Annotated in this window: 17 protein-coding genes and 1 pseudogene; 4 read left to right on the top strand and 14 right to left on the bottom strand. The window is 27.8% G+C overall.

The window, feature by feature from the left end; genetic code table 4:
- From MOSC01_RS04970 to MOSC01_RS0100470, 3 genes and pseudogenes are all read right to left on the bottom strand, one after another.
- A pseudogene (locus tag MOSC01_RS04970) lies at window positions 1-208 on the bottom strand (IS256 family transposase); the annotation flags it as partial.
- Between the two features lie 205 nt (window positions 209-413).
- The gene (locus tag MOSC01_RS0100465) at window positions 414-1,991 is read right to left on the bottom strand and encodes an ABC transporter ATP-binding protein (RefSeq protein WP_010320867.1); all 1,578 of its coding nucleotides are present in this window, start codon (window positions 1,989-1,991) and stop codon (window positions 414-416) included.
- Window positions 1,975-3,582 (bottom strand): ABC transporter ATP-binding protein, encoded by a 1,608-nt coding sequence (locus tag MOSC01_RS0100470; RefSeq protein ID WP_010320868.1) that lies wholly within the window; start codon window positions 3,580-3,582, stop codon window positions 1,975-1,977. The genes MOSC01_RS0100465 and MOSC01_RS0100470 overlap by 17 nt, the downstream gene beginning before the upstream one ends.
- Before the next feature lie 757 nt (window positions 3,583-4,339).
- Here MOSC01_RS0100470 and MOSC01_RS0100480 point away from each other — a divergent pair.
- Window positions 4,340-5,944 (top strand): CTP synthase, encoded by a 1,605-nt coding sequence (locus MOSC01_RS0100480; RefSeq protein ID WP_010320869.1) that lies wholly within the window; start codon window positions 4,340-4,342, stop codon window positions 5,942-5,944.
- Between the two features lie 4 nt (window positions 5,945-5,948).
- Here MOSC01_RS0100480 and pgsA read toward each other — a convergent pair whose 3' ends face one another.
- The 6 genes from pgsA to rpsP are packed head-to-tail and all read right to left on the bottom strand — an operon-like array spanning window position 5,949 to window position 10,497.
- A complete protein-coding gene (gene pgsA, locus MOSC01_RS0100485; protein ID WP_029513058.1) occupies window positions 5,949-6,530 on the bottom strand; it encodes a CDP-diacylglycerol--glycerol-3-phosphate 3-phosphatidyltransferase in 582 nt (193 codons plus the stop codon).
- Complete coding sequence (locus MOSC01_RS0100490) at window positions 6,515-7,159, bottom strand: MHJ_0274 family protein (RefSeq protein ID WP_010320871.1); 645 nt, start codon at window positions 7,157-7,159, stop codon at window positions 6,515-6,517. The genes pgsA and MOSC01_RS0100490 overlap by 16 nt, the downstream gene beginning before the upstream one ends.
- A 26-nt stretch (window positions 7,160-7,185) precedes the next feature.
- Window positions 7,186-9,090 carry a type I DNA topoisomerase gene (topA, locus tag MOSC01_RS0100495; protein ID WP_010320872.1) on the bottom strand — a complete coding sequence of 635 codons (1,905 nt, stop codon included), beginning with the start codon at window positions 9,088-9,090 and terminating at the stop codon, window positions 7,186-7,188.
- A gap of 15 nt (window positions 9,091-9,105) precedes the next feature.
- The gene (gene rplS / locus MOSC01_RS0100500) at window positions 9,106-9,468 is read right to left on the bottom strand and encodes a 50S ribosomal protein L19 (RefSeq protein WP_010320873.1); all 363 of its coding nucleotides are present in this window, start codon (window positions 9,466-9,468) and stop codon (window positions 9,106-9,108) included.
- Between the two features lie 57 nt (window positions 9,469-9,525).
- Window positions 9,526-10,212, bottom strand: a complete 687-nt coding sequence (gene trmD, locus MOSC01_RS0100505) for a tRNA (guanosine(37)-N1)-methyltransferase TrmD (protein ID WP_010320874.1) — start codon at window positions 10,210-10,212, stop codon at window positions 9,526-9,528.
- A 21-nt stretch (window positions 10,213-10,233) separates the two neighbouring features.
- On the bottom strand, window positions 10,234-10,497 hold the full coding sequence (gene rpsP / locus MOSC01_RS0100510; protein ID WP_010320875.1) for a 30S ribosomal protein S16: 264 nt from the start codon (window positions 10,495-10,497) through the stop codon (window positions 10,234-10,236).
- A 1,293-nt stretch (window positions 10,498-11,790) separates the two neighbouring features.
- Here rpsP and rpsD point away from each other — a divergent pair.
- From rpsD to mutM, 3 genes are all read left to right on the top strand, one after another.
- The gene (rpsD, locus tag MOSC01_RS0100520) at window positions 11,791-12,408 is read left to right on the top strand and encodes a 30S ribosomal protein S4 (protein ID WP_010320876.1); all 618 of its coding nucleotides are present in this window, start codon (window positions 11,791-11,793) and stop codon (window positions 12,406-12,408) included.
- A 93-nt stretch (window positions 12,409-12,501) separates the two neighbouring features.
- Window positions 12,502-12,936: a ribose 5-phosphate isomerase B gene (gene rpiB / locus MOSC01_RS0100525; RefSeq protein ID WP_010320877.1), complete on the top strand. Its 435-nt coding sequence runs from the start codon at window positions 12,502-12,504 to the stop codon at window positions 12,934-12,936.
- A gap of 2 nt (window positions 12,937-12,938) precedes the next feature.
- Window positions 12,939-13,757 carry a DNA-formamidopyrimidine glycosylase gene (gene mutM / locus MOSC01_RS0100530; protein WP_010320878.1) on the top strand — a complete coding sequence of 273 codons (819 nt, stop codon included), beginning with the start codon at window positions 12,939-12,941 and terminating at the stop codon, window positions 13,755-13,757.
- 26 nt (window positions 13,758-13,783) lie between these two features.
- On the opposite strand, the gene ligA is transcribed toward mutM, so the two are convergent.
- The 5 genes from ligA to hpt are packed head-to-tail and all read right to left on the bottom strand — an operon-like array spanning window position 13,784 to window position 19,032.
- Complete coding sequence (ligA, locus tag MOSC01_RS0100535; RefSeq protein ID WP_010320879.1) at window positions 13,784-15,829, bottom strand: NAD-dependent DNA ligase LigA; 2,046 nt, start codon at window positions 15,827-15,829, stop codon at window positions 13,784-13,786.
- A 2-nt stretch (window positions 15,830-15,831) separates the two neighbouring features.
- The gene (locus tag MOSC01_RS0100540) at window positions 15,832-16,794 is read right to left on the bottom strand and encodes an energy-coupling factor transporter transmembrane component T family protein (RefSeq protein ID WP_010320880.1); all 963 of its coding nucleotides are present in this window, start codon (window positions 16,792-16,794) and stop codon (window positions 15,832-15,834) included.
- Window positions 16,784-17,689 (bottom strand): ATP-binding cassette domain-containing protein, encoded by a 906-nt coding sequence (locus tag MOSC01_RS0100545; RefSeq protein ID WP_010320881.1) that lies wholly within the window; start codon window positions 17,687-17,689, stop codon window positions 16,784-16,786. The genes MOSC01_RS0100540 and MOSC01_RS0100545 overlap by 11 nt, the downstream gene beginning before the upstream one ends.
- Complete coding sequence (locus MOSC01_RS0100550; RefSeq protein WP_010320882.1) at window positions 17,662-18,480, bottom strand: energy-coupling factor transporter ATPase; 819 nt, start codon at window positions 18,478-18,480, stop codon at window positions 17,662-17,664. Before MOSC01_RS0100550 ends, MOSC01_RS0100545 begins: the two co-directional genes overlap by 28 nt.
- Window positions 18,481-18,489: 9 nt before the next feature.
- Window positions 18,490-19,032, bottom strand: coding sequence for a hypoxanthine phosphoribosyltransferase (gene hpt, locus MOSC01_RS0100555; protein WP_010320883.1), 543 nt, complete (start codon window positions 19,030-19,032; stop codon window positions 18,490-18,492).
- Window positions 19,033-19,046: the final 14 nt, after the last annotated feature.

The following is a 19,046-nucleotide window of genomic DNA, read 5'->3' on the forward strand; positions in this document are numbered from 1 at the left end:
CGAAAATTATTATGATTATAATTCACAGTTTTGTCCGAAAATCCGTTTTGCTTATTCGGTCTATGCACGCCTTTTTTGCTTCGGTTGCTTTTTTCATAGCCTAAATGTTGGCTTAATTCCGCCCTTAAGAGCGCTTCAGTAAAAGTTTTAAACATATACGAAATTTCGTTGTGAAAATCTTCTTTTTTTAATTTTTTATAATCACCATATTTGTTAGTAATTTTTTTAGCTTCTAACTCAAACGGGGATAAATTTTTTTGCTGTTTTTTCATATTTTAGTCCTTTAGGTAAATTTTATCAAAAAAGATTTACATTAGAACACAAAATACTTAATATTCCCGAAATTGATGAGCAAAAAATTTCTTTTTTGCTTGAAAAGGTAAAAAATTTTCTATTTTTGTGCATTGTCATTTTTAAAATTTTAGACAAAAATCGAATTTTTCAATTAAATTTTGGTCTAAATTATGCAAAACTAACAATAGGGTTACATCTTGCTCAAGTAGTCAATTTATAAGATTATTAATATTTGATTTGTCAAGGTTTGAAAAACCTTCATCGATAATTAATATTTTTTTTGTTTCAAAAACATGACTTGCAAAATTAATTAACTGTTTTTGCCCAACTGATAGATCTGTTTTTTCGTGGTAATTAATTAAATTTTTGTCTTTTAGGTCATTTAAATTAACTAAATTGATTAATTCATTGATTTTTTCGAGATCAGTTTTTGAATAAAAACTGATATTTTCAGCTAAATTGCCCTCAATTAAGGCCGGACTATTATCAATAAAACTTATATTTTGAATAATATTTTTATCAGAAATTGTTTTTAAATTAGTTGAATTGAAAAGAATCTCACCTTTATAATCGCGCTCGATACCCATTAAAATTTTTAAAAACGTCGATTTTCCAGAGCCATTATCGCCTTGAAGCAAATATTTTTTGCCACCGATAATTTCAAAATTAATATTTTCTAACACCTTTTTGTCTTCATAGTCAAAATTCAAGTTTTTGACGCTAATTTTATGAATTTTTTCTGTAAAATCATCAAAATTCAAGTTTGTTTTAGGGTTATTTTCATTTAATTTAGAATCTTTAAATTGCTTTTTTAGTGATAAATATTGAACAACCAGAACAATAAAAGTGTTAAAATCACTGATAAATAACTGATTGGCACTATTGATAGTTACCAAAGCAATAATTGTTGATGCTGGATTTTCATAATAAATTCCTAAAAAAATGATTGCTAAATCCGTTAAAATTAAAAATAATTTGCGAATTGTTAAATTTATATTTGCGTTAAATTGATCCCACAATGTATATTTTCTTTGCATAAAACTTGCGTTTTTTGATGTTGGTTTTAGGATTTTTTTTAGTAAATGAATTTTACCGAAAAATAAAAATGCCTCAAATTTATTTAATTTTTCACTAAATTCGCTGTTTAAATTTTCAAGTGAATCTAGCTGTTGTCTAATTTTTTCACTAAAAAATTTTCTAAAAAAAACGGGAAAACTAATTCAAACCAAAGTCAAACCAAGAACTATTGATCCAATTATTGGATTTATATAAAAAATAGTTGCCAAAATCGCAATAATTGGAAAAATTAAAGAAATAATATAAAATAAAAACGCAAAAAGTGACTCACCCTTTGTGAAAGCCTCGTTAAAAAACAATGAAAAATAGTTGCCAGGCGTATTTTTAACATATTCTTTATATGATAAATTGTTAAATATACTCAATTTTTCTTTAATTAATTTTACCGCACTTGATTGTCCAAAAATTCTTGTAAAAAGTGAATTATAAATAACAGATAAAAGAGAGCTAATTATAATTGCAAACATATCTAACCCTAACCAAATTCACATTTGAATTTGGTTATTGTCTAATAAAGCCTGGTATAAAAATCTTTTTGTAACTACTGAAAGACCAGTAAGACAAAATATAAAAAGTGAATAAAAAATATTAAAAATATGCAATTTAGATATTTTTTTCATGATTATTTTTCTCCAGGTTAATTATTTCGTCAAAACCTAATTTTTGCAAATCACTTATATGGTGACTAACAAAAATAATAGTTAATTCAGGATTTTTTAGCAATTGACCTATTAAAATATTTGAATAATCCTTTTGAATATTATCAAAAGCTTCATCAATTAATCAAAATTTAATAGGAGAATATTGGAGTCGTGCAAAAACAATTTTTTGTTTTTGACCTTCTGAAAGATTATTAGAACTAATTTGGTCCTCAAGGTCAAAGTCAATTTCTAGTGATTTCAGAATTAAATTTAGCTTTTGATAATCTGGATTTTCTGCAAATAAAGTAATGTTGTTTTTGAGACTTGTATTAAAAATTAAATTTTGGTTATCAATAAGTCCGATTTGTTGTCTTAGATATTCTTGGTCCAATTCTTTCTGCTCATAGTTATTATTTATTAAAATTTTGCCTTCGTAAGTGTCATAAACTCCGGAAATTATTTTAATTAGGGTCGATTTCCCGGCGCCATTTGGTGCTGAAATCAAGTATTTTTTATTTTTTTCGAAAATAAAATTGAAATTATCTACGATAGTTTTATCTTCAAATTTAAAACTAACATTTTGAAATTTAATACTATTAATAGGTTCTTCAATTATTATTTTTTGTTCTGACAAATTATTATCTTCAACAATTTTGTCAAACAAAAATGATGATTGTTTGAATGAAAATAATGCGAGAACGATGCCTCCAATATCAGAATGCAATCGATTTGAATATAAAAGTAGTGATAGAAAAACCGTCAAACTATAAAAATTATAAAATGTTAAAACTGATATTTCCATTATAATAAATGCTACTGAAATACTAAATAAAAAATTTAATCAAACATTTAGTTTTGTAACTTTTTTATACTCTTTTATTTGTTTTTCAGAAAAATTTTTATAACTTGTGTAAAATAATTGTTTAAATTTTTCTATTTTATTGTGAAAATAAAATGATTTAAATGAATTAAGAAGCCCTAAATTATATTGTGAAAAAATTTCACTATTTCTTGATAGATTCATGACAGGCCCTGATGCAAACTTGTTAATTTTTTGTTGAAGCAATAGCAAAACTAAACTCAAAATCATGGTTGATAAAATCAAAATTCAACTTCAATTTAACGACAAAATTATCATTAATGAGATTGCGCCAAAAATTGATATAAGTGGAGTTATTATATTTAAAAAGTTACCAATTATTTCCAAAGCAAGTCTAAGATCATAATTAAACCAGGAAATCATAGAATTTCTGTTAAATTTCAAGTGAAAATAGGAGCTGTTTTGAATTTTTTTAATAATAATATCGCTTAATTTATTCCTGATATCCATTTCTAAAAGACTGAAAATCCAACCTCTTAGAAATGAAAAAAGGATAAAAATTCCAAGTGGTGCTATCAGCATAACCAAAGTTAAACCTAAATTAAGGGAAGGTTTTTCTTCGGAAAAAAATTCAATAACAAATTTATAACTAAAAATATGAACTAGAAGACCTGCTTCTTTTATAAATATTATAAAAATTATTAGTATGAATTTTGCTCTTGCTAAGTTGAATAATTTGAAAATGTTCATTTTTTCTCCACAATTATTCTGATTAAGATAGTACAAACATTTAGGGAAAGTAATTAAGCAATAGTTCTGAAATTGTTATTATAGAGGCATAAATTTTTGAATTATAATTATTAATTTTTAAATTTTTTTGGGGAATATTAACTAAAAAAGCAGAGGTTTTATTAAAAAACTTGTCATTAAATAATGAAATTTTTCTTAACATTTTTTCGTTGTATAACTTAAACATATCAAGTTTTTGGAAAATTTGTCTAACATACCCAAAAAATGTAGTTTTCTCTGATTCTGGTAATTAATTTAAATCTAGGAATTTCATTACACACCTGCAATATTTTTTCCATAATTTTAGCATTTTAATAAAATTTTAAGAAGAAAAACTAATAAAATTTTTTATGTTTTTTTATTGGTTAAAGGAATTAAATAAAACTAGCTAAATCAAAAAAAACTATAAATTTCTTGCATGTAATTAATCTTTCAGTATTTCAAATTAAAACTAAAAAATAATAAATAATATCTAATTTATTAAAAAATCAAGACATTTTTTCTTAGGTTTAATAGTAATTATGTTTTTTTAATCTTTAATAGTGTGAGAAAATCACCATTTGTTTCAAGAATTAAAAAGTTAAATTTTTCTGCTAATTTAACATAGAATTTTCGTATTAACTTAAAAATGCTTTCCTACAAATTATTATGCTAATTTTTTAGCAATTTGTAGGAAAAAATGAAATTTATGGTATAATTTGTTATTAAAGGAAAAATTATGCCAAAATATATTTTTGTCAGCGGTGGAGTTTTATCCGGGATTGGCAAAGGTGTTTCAGTTGCTTCAGTTGCTAATTTATTAAAAAATTGCGGCTATTCGGTTTATATTTTGAAACTGGATCCATATTTAAATGTTGATCCAGGAGTTTTATCACCTTATGAACATGGTGAAGTTTTTGTAACCGCCGATGGTGGTGAAACTGATTTAGATTTAGGGCATTACGAGCGATTTGTTGGTCAAAATTTTTCAAAAGATTCAAATCACACAAGTGGTAAAATTTTACTTTCAATTATTAAAAAAGAAAGAAAAGGTTTTTATCAAGGAAAAACTGTCCAAATAATTCCACATGTAATTGATGAAATTATTTCACGAATCAAAAGTGTTGGCAATAAATACCAAAGTGATTTTATTTTAGTCGAAATTGGTGGGACTGTTGGTGATATGGAATCAAATCCGTTTTTCTTTGCAGCCTCACAGATGGCCGCTGAGTCAAATTTTAAAAATGTGTTTTTTATTCACACAACCTACATTCCTTTTTTGAATGCTTCTAATGAATTTAAAACTAAACCGGCTCAGTTTTCTATAGCCGAATTAAATTCGCGCGGAATTCGTGCAAATTCCATTTTTTTACGACTTGAACATGATCAAATTGATGATCATGTTTCAAAAAAAGTTGCAAAAAGTGCCTTTTTGCCATTAGAAAATGTTATTGTAATTCCGAATCTTAAAAATATCTACCAACTTCCGTTGTTATTAGAAAAAAGTAACCTATTAAATGCTATTTTTTCCCATTTTGAATTAGAACATAGGCAACCTAAATTAGACAAATGGCGAGATTTTACTAATTTATTATTAAAAAAATGAGATAAAACAATAAAAATAGGTGCGCTTGGAAAATACACACAATTTTTAGATGCTTATAAGTCAATTTTAGAAGCACTAAAAATAACAGCCGCCTACCAAAAGATAAATTTAGAATTAGAATTTATTAATACCGCTGATCTAAATTTTTCAACTAGTCAATTAAAAAATTTTGATGGTATAATAATTTTGCCAGGTTTTGGTTTTCGTGGATTTGAAAATAAAGTAGAATCTGCTATTTTTACTTATCAAAATAATATTCCAACAATTGGAATTTGCCTTGGAATGCAAGCAATGACAGTTGCAATTGCGCGACTAAATGGAATTAAAAACGCGCATTCAGCTGAATTTTTAGCAGAAAAACCTAATCAAACAAGCGTTCTTGATTACAACAAAATTGATGGATCTAAACTTCAAATCGGTGGAACTCTCAGACTTGGTGAGTATAAAGTTGTTTTTGCGCAAAATTCCAAAATTGCCCAGATTTATGGAACTTCTTTTGCATATGAAAGACACCGTCATCGATTTGAAGTTGTTCAAAAATATGTTGACCAACTTGAGAATTCTGACTTTAGTTTTACTGGACGAGATTCAGTTTCTAATTTAATTGAAGTTTGCGAGTCTAAATCTCATATTTTTTATATTGGTGTCCAATATCATCCCGAATTTGTAACAAGACCGCTAGAATCTCACCCGCTTTTTAATAGCTTTTTTGAAACTATTATTAAAAATAAGTACTAAATTATTATTTTTTTAGTAATTTAAAGACTGGGGCAACATAATAAATTCCAGAAATAACTGATATAATTGCTGCAAAAATAGTTGTCAAATTAAATAAATAATAGTATTTTATAAAAATTTCAGCACTAATTGAGTATCCAAGGAAAATAATAACAATTGCTAAAATTTGTAAAACTGTCTTTAGTTTTCCTAAAAAATTAGCAGCGACATTAATATTTTTTTTGGCAAGAAAAATACGAAAGCCATCAACAATAATGTCGCGCAAAACAAAAACCAAAACAAGAAATCACGGTGTTAATTCTAAATAAGATAAGAGAAAAAAGGTCGTTGTTGTCAGTATTTTATCAGTTATTGGGTCAAAAATTTTGCCTAATTCTGACTCAAGTCTAAATTTTCGGGCAAGGTAACCATCAAGAAAATCGGTAAGACTTGAGACAACAAAAAAGAAAAACGCTATATAAAATAGCGAAAAATAATTATATTTGGAAAAAAGATAAAGTAAAATAAAAATTATCAAGCTGCCAAGAAGGCGAAAAAAAGTTAAAAAATTAATAAAATAAAATAAAATATCTATTTTTTTCTTCATTTTTTTCAAAAAGGTAACTTAACCGGTTTTGTCGGGATGCGATTTTGATCAAAATATTGCTGACTTAATGTTGAGAGATCGTCAATTTGAACTTTTTTTTGTTTTAAATCAGCAATTAAATGACTATAATATTTCAAAAAACGGATTTTTTCGTCATTAAATAATCCAAGAATAGTTTTGTCATATTTTTTCAAATAACTAGCAAAATCAGTGAAATAATTAATTTCCTTAGAATTATGTTTTGCTCATAAATTTGATTTACTTTTGGATAAAATATTTATATTATTGAAAAAAATTTTTTCAGTTTCATATCCTGTTTGAATAATTTGAGAAACAACTTGATCATTTTGGAGAACTTCAAGGTGAACACGGGCCAAATTGTTTACATCTGACATTTTTAGATTAGCACCAACAACAAAATTTGATACTAAATCAATATTTTTTTCAATTATTACAATAATTCGCGCTAAAAAAATTGCTAAGGTTTTGTTACTTAATTCCTTAAGTTCGGCTTTTTCTATCTTTAGTCGCCTTAATTTAAGACGATTTGAAATAAAACCATAGGCTAAAAATCCAATGATTAAAGTTGTGAGCAATGCAATTACGACTATTAAATTAGTATCAACCATAAATAAAAATTAAAAAATATAGCTATCTATTTTGTTTTTTTCTTAAATTTTGCCTTAAAATTATAGGTATTTTTGCTTTCAGGGTCAGGTTTTAGAAAGCGACATTTAGGAAAACCACTACATGCAATAAAACGCTGTGAAGTTTTTCGATTGTAACGATAAACCAAATCCATACTGCATTCAGGACATTTTTCACCAGTTGTTTCAATTTCCATAACTATTTTTTCAAGCGGTTTTGATGAATTTGTAATTTGCTCTATTTTTGTTCAAAAATTATCAAGAAATTCCTTATAATCTTGTTTTCCTTGAGCAATCAAATCAAGCTCTTCTTCAATTTTAGCAGTAAAATTAGTATTAATAATATCTGGTGAAATTTTTAAAAGATTTTCCAAAACTACTCGCCCAAATTCACTCGGAATTAACGCTTTTGACTCACTTTGAACATATAAGTGATCTTTAAGTTTTTTAACTGAGATTGCAAATGTTGATGGACGGCCAACTTTGATATCATCTAACTTTTCAATTAAAGTACCATCATTAAATCTTGCAGGTGGTTGGGTTTCGTGTCTAGATTCTTTAATAGTTTTTTCAAAATTTGATTCAACTTCAAATTTTGAGTCAACTAAATTCTCTAATGATTCAAATTCAGGTTTAAATTTTAATTCTGGAAGTTCAGTTGCCTTGAAGTATCCATCAAATATAAATTCTGAAAATGAATAAGTAAAATTGTGTTTTTTTGAGGATGTTTTAAATAATAGACGGGTAATTTTTCGGACTGGAACTTCCATCATTGCTGAAAGTGTTGTATTATAAACTAATTGATAAATTTGGAAATCTAGTTGACTTAAAGGATATTTTTCTTTTGCTTGTTCAGGGCTAAGTTCTAAATCTGTTGGTCTAATGGCTTCGTGGGCATCTTGATCACCAGCAAATCCCTTAATTGATTTAGCTATATAATTTTGACCAAAATTTTTTGAAATAAAGTCGCGACCCTTTTCAAGAAATGTTTCACTAAGACGAGTTGAATCAGTTCTTGGATAGGAAATTAAACCATGATCGCCAAAACCTTCATAAAGTTTTTGTAGCGATAATGAAACAGAAGAAGACGAATATTGCGACATTTTTTTAAAAACAGTCGCTTGTTTTAAAGGTGAAATTTTAGGATCCTTTTTTTGGGAAATCTTAAATTCATCAAGAATTAAAAACGGATTAGTTCTAATTTCATCAGTGATTTCTGTAAGAGATTCTTGGGAAAAAATCCAGTCAGATTTTTTGGATTCATTTTCAGGATTATAATAATTAACCTCAAAAGAATTGCGTTTTTCATCTTTTAATAGTACAGAAAGATTAAAATAAACCTCGGGAATAAAAGCTTTAATTTCTTCTTCCCTTTCAACAACTAACTTTAGGCCAATAGATTGGACACGACCGGCAGCAGGAATTTTAGGTGCGTTTTGAATTTTAGTTTTTAGCAACGAAGAAAGACGAAAGCCAATAATTCGATCAAGCATTCGTCTAGTTTGCTGCGAATTTACCAAATTTTGATTGAGAAGACCTGGATTTTCAAGAGCAGAAATAATTGCTGGTTTTGTAATTTCGTTATATTTTATCCGTTGATATTTATCAGCAACATTAAGATATTCAACAAGTGAAGCTCCAATCGCCTCACCTTCGCGATCAGCATCGGTTGCTATAATGACTGTTTTAGCTTTTTTTGCTAATTTTTTTATTTCAGTTACTGTTTTTCTCTTAGTTTTATCAATTACATAAGAAGGAGTTCAGGTTTTTAAATTAATTCCAAGCCCAAATTCACCTGTTTTAGCCAAATTTGTAATGTGGCCAACACAAGATGTTACTGTATAAGATGAATCTAGATAAGATGAAATCGTATTGATTTTATTTGGAGATTCAACAATTATTAGCTTTTCCACGATTTAAGGACAATTTTAACTTTTTAATTCTTTTCTTTTTATTTCTTTAAGACGTGCAGATTTTCCAGAACGTTCCTTCATATAATATAATTTTGCACGACGAACTTTGTTTGAACGGACAACTTCAATTTTGTCAACAAGTGGAGAATGAAGTAAAAATGTTCTCTCAACACCAACGCCGTGGGAAATTTTACGAACTACAAAACTTGAGGATAGCCCATTTTTCTTAAATTTAATTACTAAACCTTCAAAAATTTGAATTCTACTTTTATTACCTTCTTGAATTTTAACGTGAACACGAACGTTATCACCTGGCTGAAAAGTTTGGAAATCACGTATTTGGGTTGCTTCAACAATTTCCATTAATCTTGTTTGCATGTCTTACTCCTTAAAAATTTTTTTATTGATTTATAAATTATAATAAAAAAAATTTATTTAACTATTTTTTTCTTTAAATTTTATATACTTTTCTCATAAATCAGGGCGTTTTTTTTGGGTATTAATTTCTCTTTGCTTTTGACGCCAGGATTCAATTTCTTTATGATTGCCTGAAATTAAAACTTCAGGAACTAATAACCCACGAAAATTTGCTGGTCGAGAATATTGGGGATAATCTAATAAAAAATTATTAAAAGTCTCATTATCTAAAGAATTTGGGTTTATTACGTTTGGCTGTAAACGCGAAATTGCATCTATTATTGCCATTGCTGCTATTTCGCCACCAGTTAAAACAAAATCACCTAAAGACAATTCAAAATCAATGAAATTATCAATAATTCTTTGATCAAAACCTTCATAATGACCACATAAAAGAGTTATTTCTGACTCTTTTGCTAGTTTTTTTGCAATATTTTGGTCAAATTTTTTACCTTGAGGGCTCAAGGCTATTTTTATGCCTCCAACCTTTTCAAGAGCATCAACAACTGGCTGAATTTGCAAAAGCAAGCCAGGACCACCGCCATAAACATAATCATCTACTTTTTGATGCTTATTTTGACTAAAATCGCGAAAATTAATAATATTAACAGATATATCTCCTCTCTGAATTGCCTTTCCAATGATTGATTCAGAAGTAAAGGCTTCAAAATAGCGGGGAAACAATGTTAAAACATTAATTTTCATCTTTTAAGTTTTGAAAGAACTTTATGCTGAGTGTTTTTGTTCTAAAAAAGTTTCAAAAATACCTTTTTTAGAAAAAATAGTTCGCACAGTGTTTGTTGTTTGAGCGCCTATATGTAATCAACGATATGTTTTTTCTAAATTAACCCTTGCAACTTTTTTTTGAGGATCATAAAATCCAAGTGATTCAATAAAACGACCATCACGAGGTGCGCGCGCATCTGCGACAACTATTTTATAAATTGGATTAAATTTAGAGCCCATTCTTTGAAGACGAATTTTTACCATTTTAGTTCCTTTACTAGCTTTTTGGGTTATTTTCCTTAAGCAATTAAATAATTATATCATAAAATAATAAAAAACAAATTTTTAAATAATTTTTGAGCATGAAAAATCTAAAAAAATTAGGAAACACAGTTAATTTTATTGTTTCTTGAAATATCTCAATATATTGTCTAAGAAACGCGGTTCTAATTTTTTTAACAGCCAATTGTTGCCTATAATATAATGATAAATTTTGTTTTTTTATCATTTTTATATTTTCTAAAACAATGGAACTTTTTTCAAACCTTTTCATTATAGGATTGATGAGACTAGTTGTGCCAAAATCTTTATTGATAAAATTATTTAAATCTAAATTGTTTCATAAATTTGCAAATTAAAATTGAATAAGGATAGTTTACCATAAATTCTAAATTTTTTAAATTTTAACACAAAATTTTAACTTAAAAAGCAAAATTATGGAATATTTAAACTACCTTTTTTAGTTGAAACACTAGCAAAATCAATTTATGAATAAAACAACAAAAAGCATAAAAAAATACAACTACTATTTAAACTCAATGTAAATAGAGAACTCGTTTTTATTTACAGCGAGCCTAAAAAAACATATGAAGTTTTGAAAGAACAATAATTAAAAGCCATAAATTTATAGATTTCTAAACGGTTAAATTTAAGGCATTCCACCATATTTAAAAATATAATGGATAATTCGCACTATCTGATTTTTTTATCGCAAAAAACATAACCAATTCCCCCTTAATTCAATATCAAAATTTATTAATTTATTCTTAGTGAGGCTTATTATAACATAATTTTATTTCAGACCAAACATTTTTTTTTTTTTTTTTACAAAAGGTTAATTTTAAAATAATAAAAATTAAGGTTTTAGCCAAAAAACACGGATTTACGGGTATTTTTTCATATTTATATTCACTAAAAAGTGAATTTTTGCCATCAAACTGGCAAACTCAGGAATTTTGTTAATTATTTTTTTATGGTTAAATATTAACAAAAGGTCTGTGATAATTTCAAGACGGTAAATTTCCTATTAAATAAAATTTAGTCGCTCAATGAAATTAAAAATTCGGAAAAATATTGCAAAAATTTTAAATTGTGCTATAATTATTTTGCATTTTTAAATTAACAGCATTAAATATTATTAAAAAAAATTCAAAATTTGTCTAGATTTGTGAGTATCCTGCTGTTGGTGAAAACATTAGATTTTGAATTCATTTAGTAAATATTTAGTTTTCTCTTTTTAGTCTAAAAATGCAAATTAAATTAGTAAAAGGAGAAAAAATGTCACGCTATACAGGCCCAATTTTTAAAAAATCACGTCGTGTTGGCTTTTCTATTCTTGAAACTGGAAAAGAATTTGCAAAAGGTAAACAACGAAAATACGCACCAGGGCAACATGGTCAAAGACGTTCAAAACTTTCTGACTACGGTGTTCACCTTCGTGAAAAACAAAAAGTCCGTTTTATGTACGGTTTATCAGAAAAACAGTTTAGAAATACATATAAAAAAGCAACTAAAAAAACTGGTATTGCCGGAACTTTATTCTTACAGGCACTCGAATCTCGTCTTGATAATTCCGTATACCGCGCAGGTTTTGCCGAAACTCGTCGTCAAGCTCGTCAATTAGTTAGCCACGGTCATTTTTTGGTTAATGGAAAAAAAGTTAATATTCCATCATATCAATTAAGACAAGGTGATACATTTGAATTAACTAAATTAAAAAATGAAAAAATCCGTAAAAACGAGCAAATTTTAACAGCGTTAGAAACAAAAACAGCCGCACCTTGGCTTGAAGTGGATAAACAAAATTTCAAAGTTGTTTTTTCTCGTCGTCCGGAACGTTCTGAGTTAAATCAAGAAATTAAAGAATCACTAATTGTTGAGTTCTACAGTAAATAATCTAATATTCTATATTCAAAAATCCAAACCTTGATTAGTTTGGATTTTTTTTGTTAAAAATGGTATAATTTAACAAAGAAATAAGGGGGAAAAATGCCAAAAAAATTTGCTATATCCTCGGATCATGCTGGTTTTGAAAGAAAAAAAGAAATAATTCAATATCTTGAATCTTTAGGTCATCAAGTTACCGACCTAGGTCCATATAATGATGAGTCAAGTTCTTATGCAATTTATGGAAAAAAGTTAGCTAATTTTTTACTTGAAAACGAAAATCAGATTGGAATTGGAATTTGCGGAACTGGTCTTGGTATGTCTTATGCGCTAAATCGTTTTAAAGGAATTCGCGCGGCAAGAGTAACAAATGAAAATGATGCTTTTCTTGCCAAATTACATAATAATGCAAACGCATTAGCTCTTTCAGGTAGATTTAATTCCCTTGAAGAATCTAAAAAAATTATTGATAAATTTTTAGAAGCACAATACGAAGCTGGCCGACACCAATCTCGAATTGACGAATTGGACAAATAAAAATGCCTGAATTGCCAGAAGTTGTTACCGTTGTAAATGCCTTAAAAAACGAGATTATCGGTAAAAAAATAGTCAATGTTTTGGCTAAAGATGAGAGTTTTATAAAAGAAATTTCATTTGTTGAGTTTCAAAAAATATTGAAAAATTCAACTATAATTGATGTTCAAAATAGGGCTAAACATATTTTATTTTTTCTAGATAACCAAAAAGTTTTACTCTCACATTTGCGAATGAATGGGAAATATTTTACTTATAAGTATCCAAAATGAAATAAATTTGATTATATTTCCTTTATTTTTTCAGATAATTCGGTTTTAAATTATAATGATAGTCGAAAATTCGGGACTTTTTTTATTAGAGATTATTTTAATTTATTCAAAGTTAAACCCTTAGTCGATTTAGGACCGGAACCTTTTTATATAAATGTTGAGGATTTTTACCAAAAAATCAAAAAATCAACTCGCTCAATCAAATCGATTTTACTTGATCAGAAAATAATGAGTGGGTTAGGAAATATTTATGCTGATGAGGTTTGTTTTGCGGCTAAAATTTCTCCAGACAAAATTGCTAACCAAATAACCTTAGAACAGGCCAAAATAATCGTTGAAAAGAGCAAGGAAATTTTGCAAAAATCAATTGAATTAGGCGGTTCAAGTATAAATTCATATACTTCTTTGAATGCTAAAGAGGGTAAATTTCAAAATTTTTTAAAAGTACACACTAAAAAAAATTTACCTTGCACTAAATGCAATAAAAAAATTTTAAAAGTTGTTGTTGCTGGCAGAGGTACTTATTTTTGCCCAAATTGCCAAGTTGAATAAAAAAACCTATGAATTTATAGGTTTTTTTATTCAACTTTACTTTTTATTAGCTCTCAAAATTCTTCTTCAGAGATTCTTTTAACGCCTAATTTAATTGCTTTTTCTATTTTTGATCCGGTCGATTCCCCTGTTACCAAATAAGCGGTTTGTTTTGTTATTGATGTATGAAAATATGCGCCTGTTTGTTCGATAATTTTAACAAATTCGTGTCTTGGTTTGGATAATTTGCCCGAAATTGCAAACGATGTTCAACCAATTAATGACGGTGAAATAGTTGGATTTTTAAAATTAAAATTCACCTTTTCAAGACAGTCAAGTAGTTTTTGATTTTCCTCATTATTAAAATAATCAGTCAGTGAACTAATTATAACAGGGCCAAAATCATTTTGATTTTTTAGTATTTCAAAATCTAATTTTCTTAATTCAGAAATATTTTTGGCATATCTTGCAAGAATTTTAGCGGCTTTTATTCCAACATTTTTTATTCCTAAACCAAAAATTAACCTATGAAAATCGATGTTTTTTGCTTTTTCAATCTCATTAAGCAATTTAATTATTGACTTAATTTGCAAGGATGGAGCGCGTTTATTTTCTGAATTTATTTGACTAGGTTTAAATTCAGAATAAATTTTTTCAAGGTTATTTTTAAGGTCAAAAATGTCACAAATATTAGAAATAATTTTTTTATCTAATAGTGTTTGAATTCTTTTTTCGGCTAAGGTTTCAATATTTAAAGCGGCTTTTGATGAAAAGTGAACGATTTTTTGGAGAATTATGCCAGGACAATTTTTGTTTTGACAAAATTGATCAATTCCTGATTCACTATAAATTAGTTCAGACTGACATTTAGGACAGTTTTTTGCAATTGAAAAATTAGTTTTTTCATGTTGTTCAACACTTCCGATAATTTGCGGGATAATTTCGCCCGCTTTTTTAACAAAAACATCAGACATTAAATTTAATTTTAGATTTTCAATATAAGAATAATTAGGCAAAACAGCCGAAGAAATAAGGCTACCACCAAGATTTACGGGTTCAATTTTGGCATTATATGTAACTTTTCCGGTTCTGCCAATTGTGGGGAAAATTTCTAGTAGTTTAGTTTTTGCAACGTCATCTTCAAATTTAAAGGCAATAATACTATGAGGAAATTTTGATGTATAACCTAACTGATCATAGAGTAAAAACTCATTAATTTTGATAACAACGCCGTCAATATTGTAATTTAGTTGGTCTCTTTTTTGCTTAATTTGACCAATAAATTCAAAAACATCGTTTAAATTCTTACATTCTTTTTGAAAATCATTAGTCTTAAAACCTAATTTCTTTAGAAAAGAGATTGCCTCTGACTGTGTAAAAATTTTATGTTTTTCTGGTTCAACAAGTGTATAAAAAAACCCGCTTAAAAATGAAAAATCATCGCTGTTTGAATCTTTTTGGTTTTTTTTATATCGTCTAAGAATTCCACTTGCGGCATTACGAGGATTTTTAAACACATTTGTCTCAGTTTGTAAACTTTCAAATACAAAATTATCTATGTAAATTTCCCCTCTTATTTCAAGGTCGTCAAAATAATCAATTGTTTTAGGGATAAATTCATCTTTAATTTTAAGGACATTAACTAAAACATCTTCACCAAAAACGCCATCGCCACGAGTTAGTGCTTGAATAAGTTGGCCGTTTTTATAAATTAGTGAAAGTGAAATTCCATCAATTTTTGGCTCGACAAAAAAAGTTACATTTTCTAAAATTGCCATTGCTTTTTGGGCTCATTTTTCAAGTTCGGATTTTGTATGAGCCTTATTGAGCGATAACATCGGAACTGAGTGCTTAATTTTGACAAATTTTGACGTAATTTTGCTACCAACTTGTTGGCTTGGTGATGAATTAAGTTCATCTAAAGTAAAAAGATAGTAATATTTTTGCTCCAAATTTATTAATTCTCTCAGCTTTTTGTCGTAAATTAAATCATCAACAAGCGGATTTTGTAATTGATAGTAATGATGATTTCAAATTTCAATTTGCTTTCTTAGCTCAAGAATTTCATTGCGTATTTTAGAATTATTTTCCATGATTAAATTTTTTGATTAGTGTAGAGTCATCAAAGTGGCAAGCGTGAAATTGGAATAATATTCATTTCCATTAAAACAGTTAAAGTAATAAGACCAATAAAAATAAGGGCAAAAAGGTAATCAAGTTTGTTAAAAACTAGACGGCGATAACGGCTTCTTTTTGCATAAACATCATAACCACGGACGTCCATAGCATTCGAAAGATCTTCAGCCCGTGAAAAAGCAAGCACAAAAAGTGGAATTACTAAAGTTATTAATGATTTGACTTTATCCTTAATTTTTCCGTGTTTAAAATCAACGCCACGGGAAGATTGAGCTTTCATAATTCGGGTCGCCTCAAGTAACAAAGTCGGAATAAAACGAATCGCGATTGAAATAATCATTGCAATTATATGAGTTGGAATGAATAAAAGTTTTAAGGGCAAAATTAAATCTTCAATTGCACGGGTTAGTAAAAATGGTTTTGTTGAATAAGTTAAAATTGTAGTTGAAATTATCATTCCATAAATTCGAATCGCTAAAACTAGTGAGCGAATTATGCTAACAGTTCCAATTGAAAATTTTATACTTCCAAATAAAGCGGTTGGCTTGACTAAATATCAAGAAATAAAATGCGTTGTTTCTTCAGGATTTAGACCTAAAACTTTATATTTAGGCAATTCATTATCAGATGAAATGCCTAAAATTATATTAATATTTTGGTGATCAATAATAAATCCGTAAATTATTAACATAATTATGAAAATGATTATTGGCATTTTCATTAAAGTAAAAATTTGCTTAACTCTTTTTGTTGTTATATAGAAAAAAACAAGTGAGAGCAAAAGCAGAATTGAAATTGTCGCTAAATGGGTAGTGACAAAAAAAAGCACTGCAAAAAGAATGTTAAAAGCTATTTTTAGTCGGGGGTCCATTTTATGAATTATTGTGTTTCTTGGGACATATTTAGCAACACTAATTTGCATTTTTTTCCTTTTTTATTAATAGATTAATTTGACTAATTAATTCGTCAATTGACTTGACTTTGGAAATTGGATATCCTATTTTTGCTAATTTTTCACGGAAATTCAGCAAATTTGTAGGTAACATTTCATTTTCAATAAGAAATTGATTATTATCTAAAATAGGATATGTTTCGCCATCGTATATAATTTTACCATCTTTAAAAAAAATACAACGTTTTGTTCACTCTAAAACACTATCAAGATCATGAGTTGCTAAAATGATTGTTTTACCTTTTTTGTGAAGAGTGTCTAATATTTCAAGCATTTTTACTGAACCTTGAGGGTCGAGACCTGCCGTTGGTTCGTCAAAAAAAATTATATCCGGATCCATTGCTAAAATTCCGGCAATTGCAACTCTTCGTTTTTGGCCACCTGAAAGTTCAAAAGGCGATTTGTCTAAAAAAGTCTCATCAAGGCCGACTAGTTTTATCATTTCAGCTGCTTTTTTTTTGGCTTCTTCTTTGTTTACTCCCATTGAAACGGCACCAAAAATAATATCTTTTTCAATAGTTTGTTCAAAAAGTTGGTATTCAGCAAATTGAAAAACCACTCCAACTCTACGGCGAATTTGGTTTATAAATTTAAACTTTGATTTTAAAAATCTTGGTCTTTCAACAACTAATTTTTTTTCAGTTTTTGACTCTTGATCAAAATAAAAATACTCAACTTGACCTTTATCAGGGAGCAAAAGCGCATTCATATGTTGGATAAAAGTTGTTTTTCCTGAGCCAGTTTGACCTATTATTGCGATAAATTCACCTTGATTAATTTCAGCAGATACATTATCGAGTGCTCTTATTTCAATTGGTAATTTTTGGTCATAAATTTTTACAATGTTTTTTGCTTTAATTTTCATAATTGTTCCAGCAATTCATTTTCATCATAGGTCGGACTAATAAAATCAAGGTTTTTGGAAATTTTATAAATAAAAGGCGAGTCAATTTTGGCTTTTTCGATTATTTCCTCATTATTTAAAATTAATTTTGGATCACCTTTTGCAATAATTTGGCCTTTGGCAAACACAACAACTTCATCGGCCAAAATCGCTTCATTCATATTGTGCGTTATTGAAATCAAAGTTTTACTTTTATCTTTACGGAGGTCATCTAAAATTTTAACAACATCACTTTTTCCTTTCGGATCAAGCATTGAGGTTATTTCATCAAAAATTATTATTTGCGGATTTAGGGCTAAAACTGAAGCAATAGCGACTCTTTGCTTTTGACCACCAGATAAAAATTGCGGCTCACGCTCGAGATAAGATTGCATTTGTACTTTTTGTGCCAATTCTGCAATAATTTTGGGCATTTTTTTTGGATCTTCGTTAATATTTTCCAAACTAAAGGCAATATCGTCCTCAACTGTTGCCCCAACAAATTGATTATCTGGGTTCTGAAAAATAATGCCGATTTTCTTTCTAATTTTAGGTAAACTTTCTTTATTTAATAAAATTGAATCAACTTCAACTGTGCCTTTTTGCGGTCTAGCGATTCCGGAAATAATTTTAGAAAATGTCGACTTTCCTGATCCATTGTGGCCTAAAATTGCATAATATTTGCCTTTTTCAAAAGTTAGACTAACATCTTTGAGCACTAATTGGTTCATATCATTAGTGTAACTAAAGCAAACATTTGTAACTTTTATCATTTTTTTATTTTATTCCTTTTTGTTTGGATCAAAAATAGCAACAAAAGGTCAATTTCGATATTTTTCCTGATAATCAAGTCCATAACCAACAAGAAAAGCGTCGGGAACATCAAAGCCAAAATAATCTGGTTCAATATCAGTTTTTCTTTTTTCTCTTTTATAAAATAAAGTAATTATTTTTAGTGATTTTGGTTTTTTTAATTTTAAATGTTCACTAATTTTTGTTAAAGTTATACCTGAATCAAAAATATCATCAATTAAAATAACATCTTTATTTTCAATTTTTAGGTCAATATCGGTAATAACTTTCAATTCACCAGCTGATTGTGTACCACCAAAATAGGATTTGGCAATTATGCAATCCACCATTGAATCAACTTCGATTTGCTGAATTAAATCAGTAAGAAATATTAATGAACCTTTAAGAACAGCAACAAAAACAATTTCTTGTGAATTTTTATAATTTAAATTTATTCACTTTGCAATCTCATGAATTCTAGTTTTAATTTGTTTATTGTCAAACAAAATTTTTACAATATGTTTGTTAATCATTTTAACCCGTCTTT

This window comes from Mesomycoplasma ovipneumoniae SC01, from assembly GCF_000218525.1.
GTDB classification, from domain to species: Bacteria; Bacillota_I; Bacilli_A; order Mycoplasmatales; family Metamycoplasmataceae; genus Mesomycoplasma; species Mesomycoplasma ovipneumoniae_A.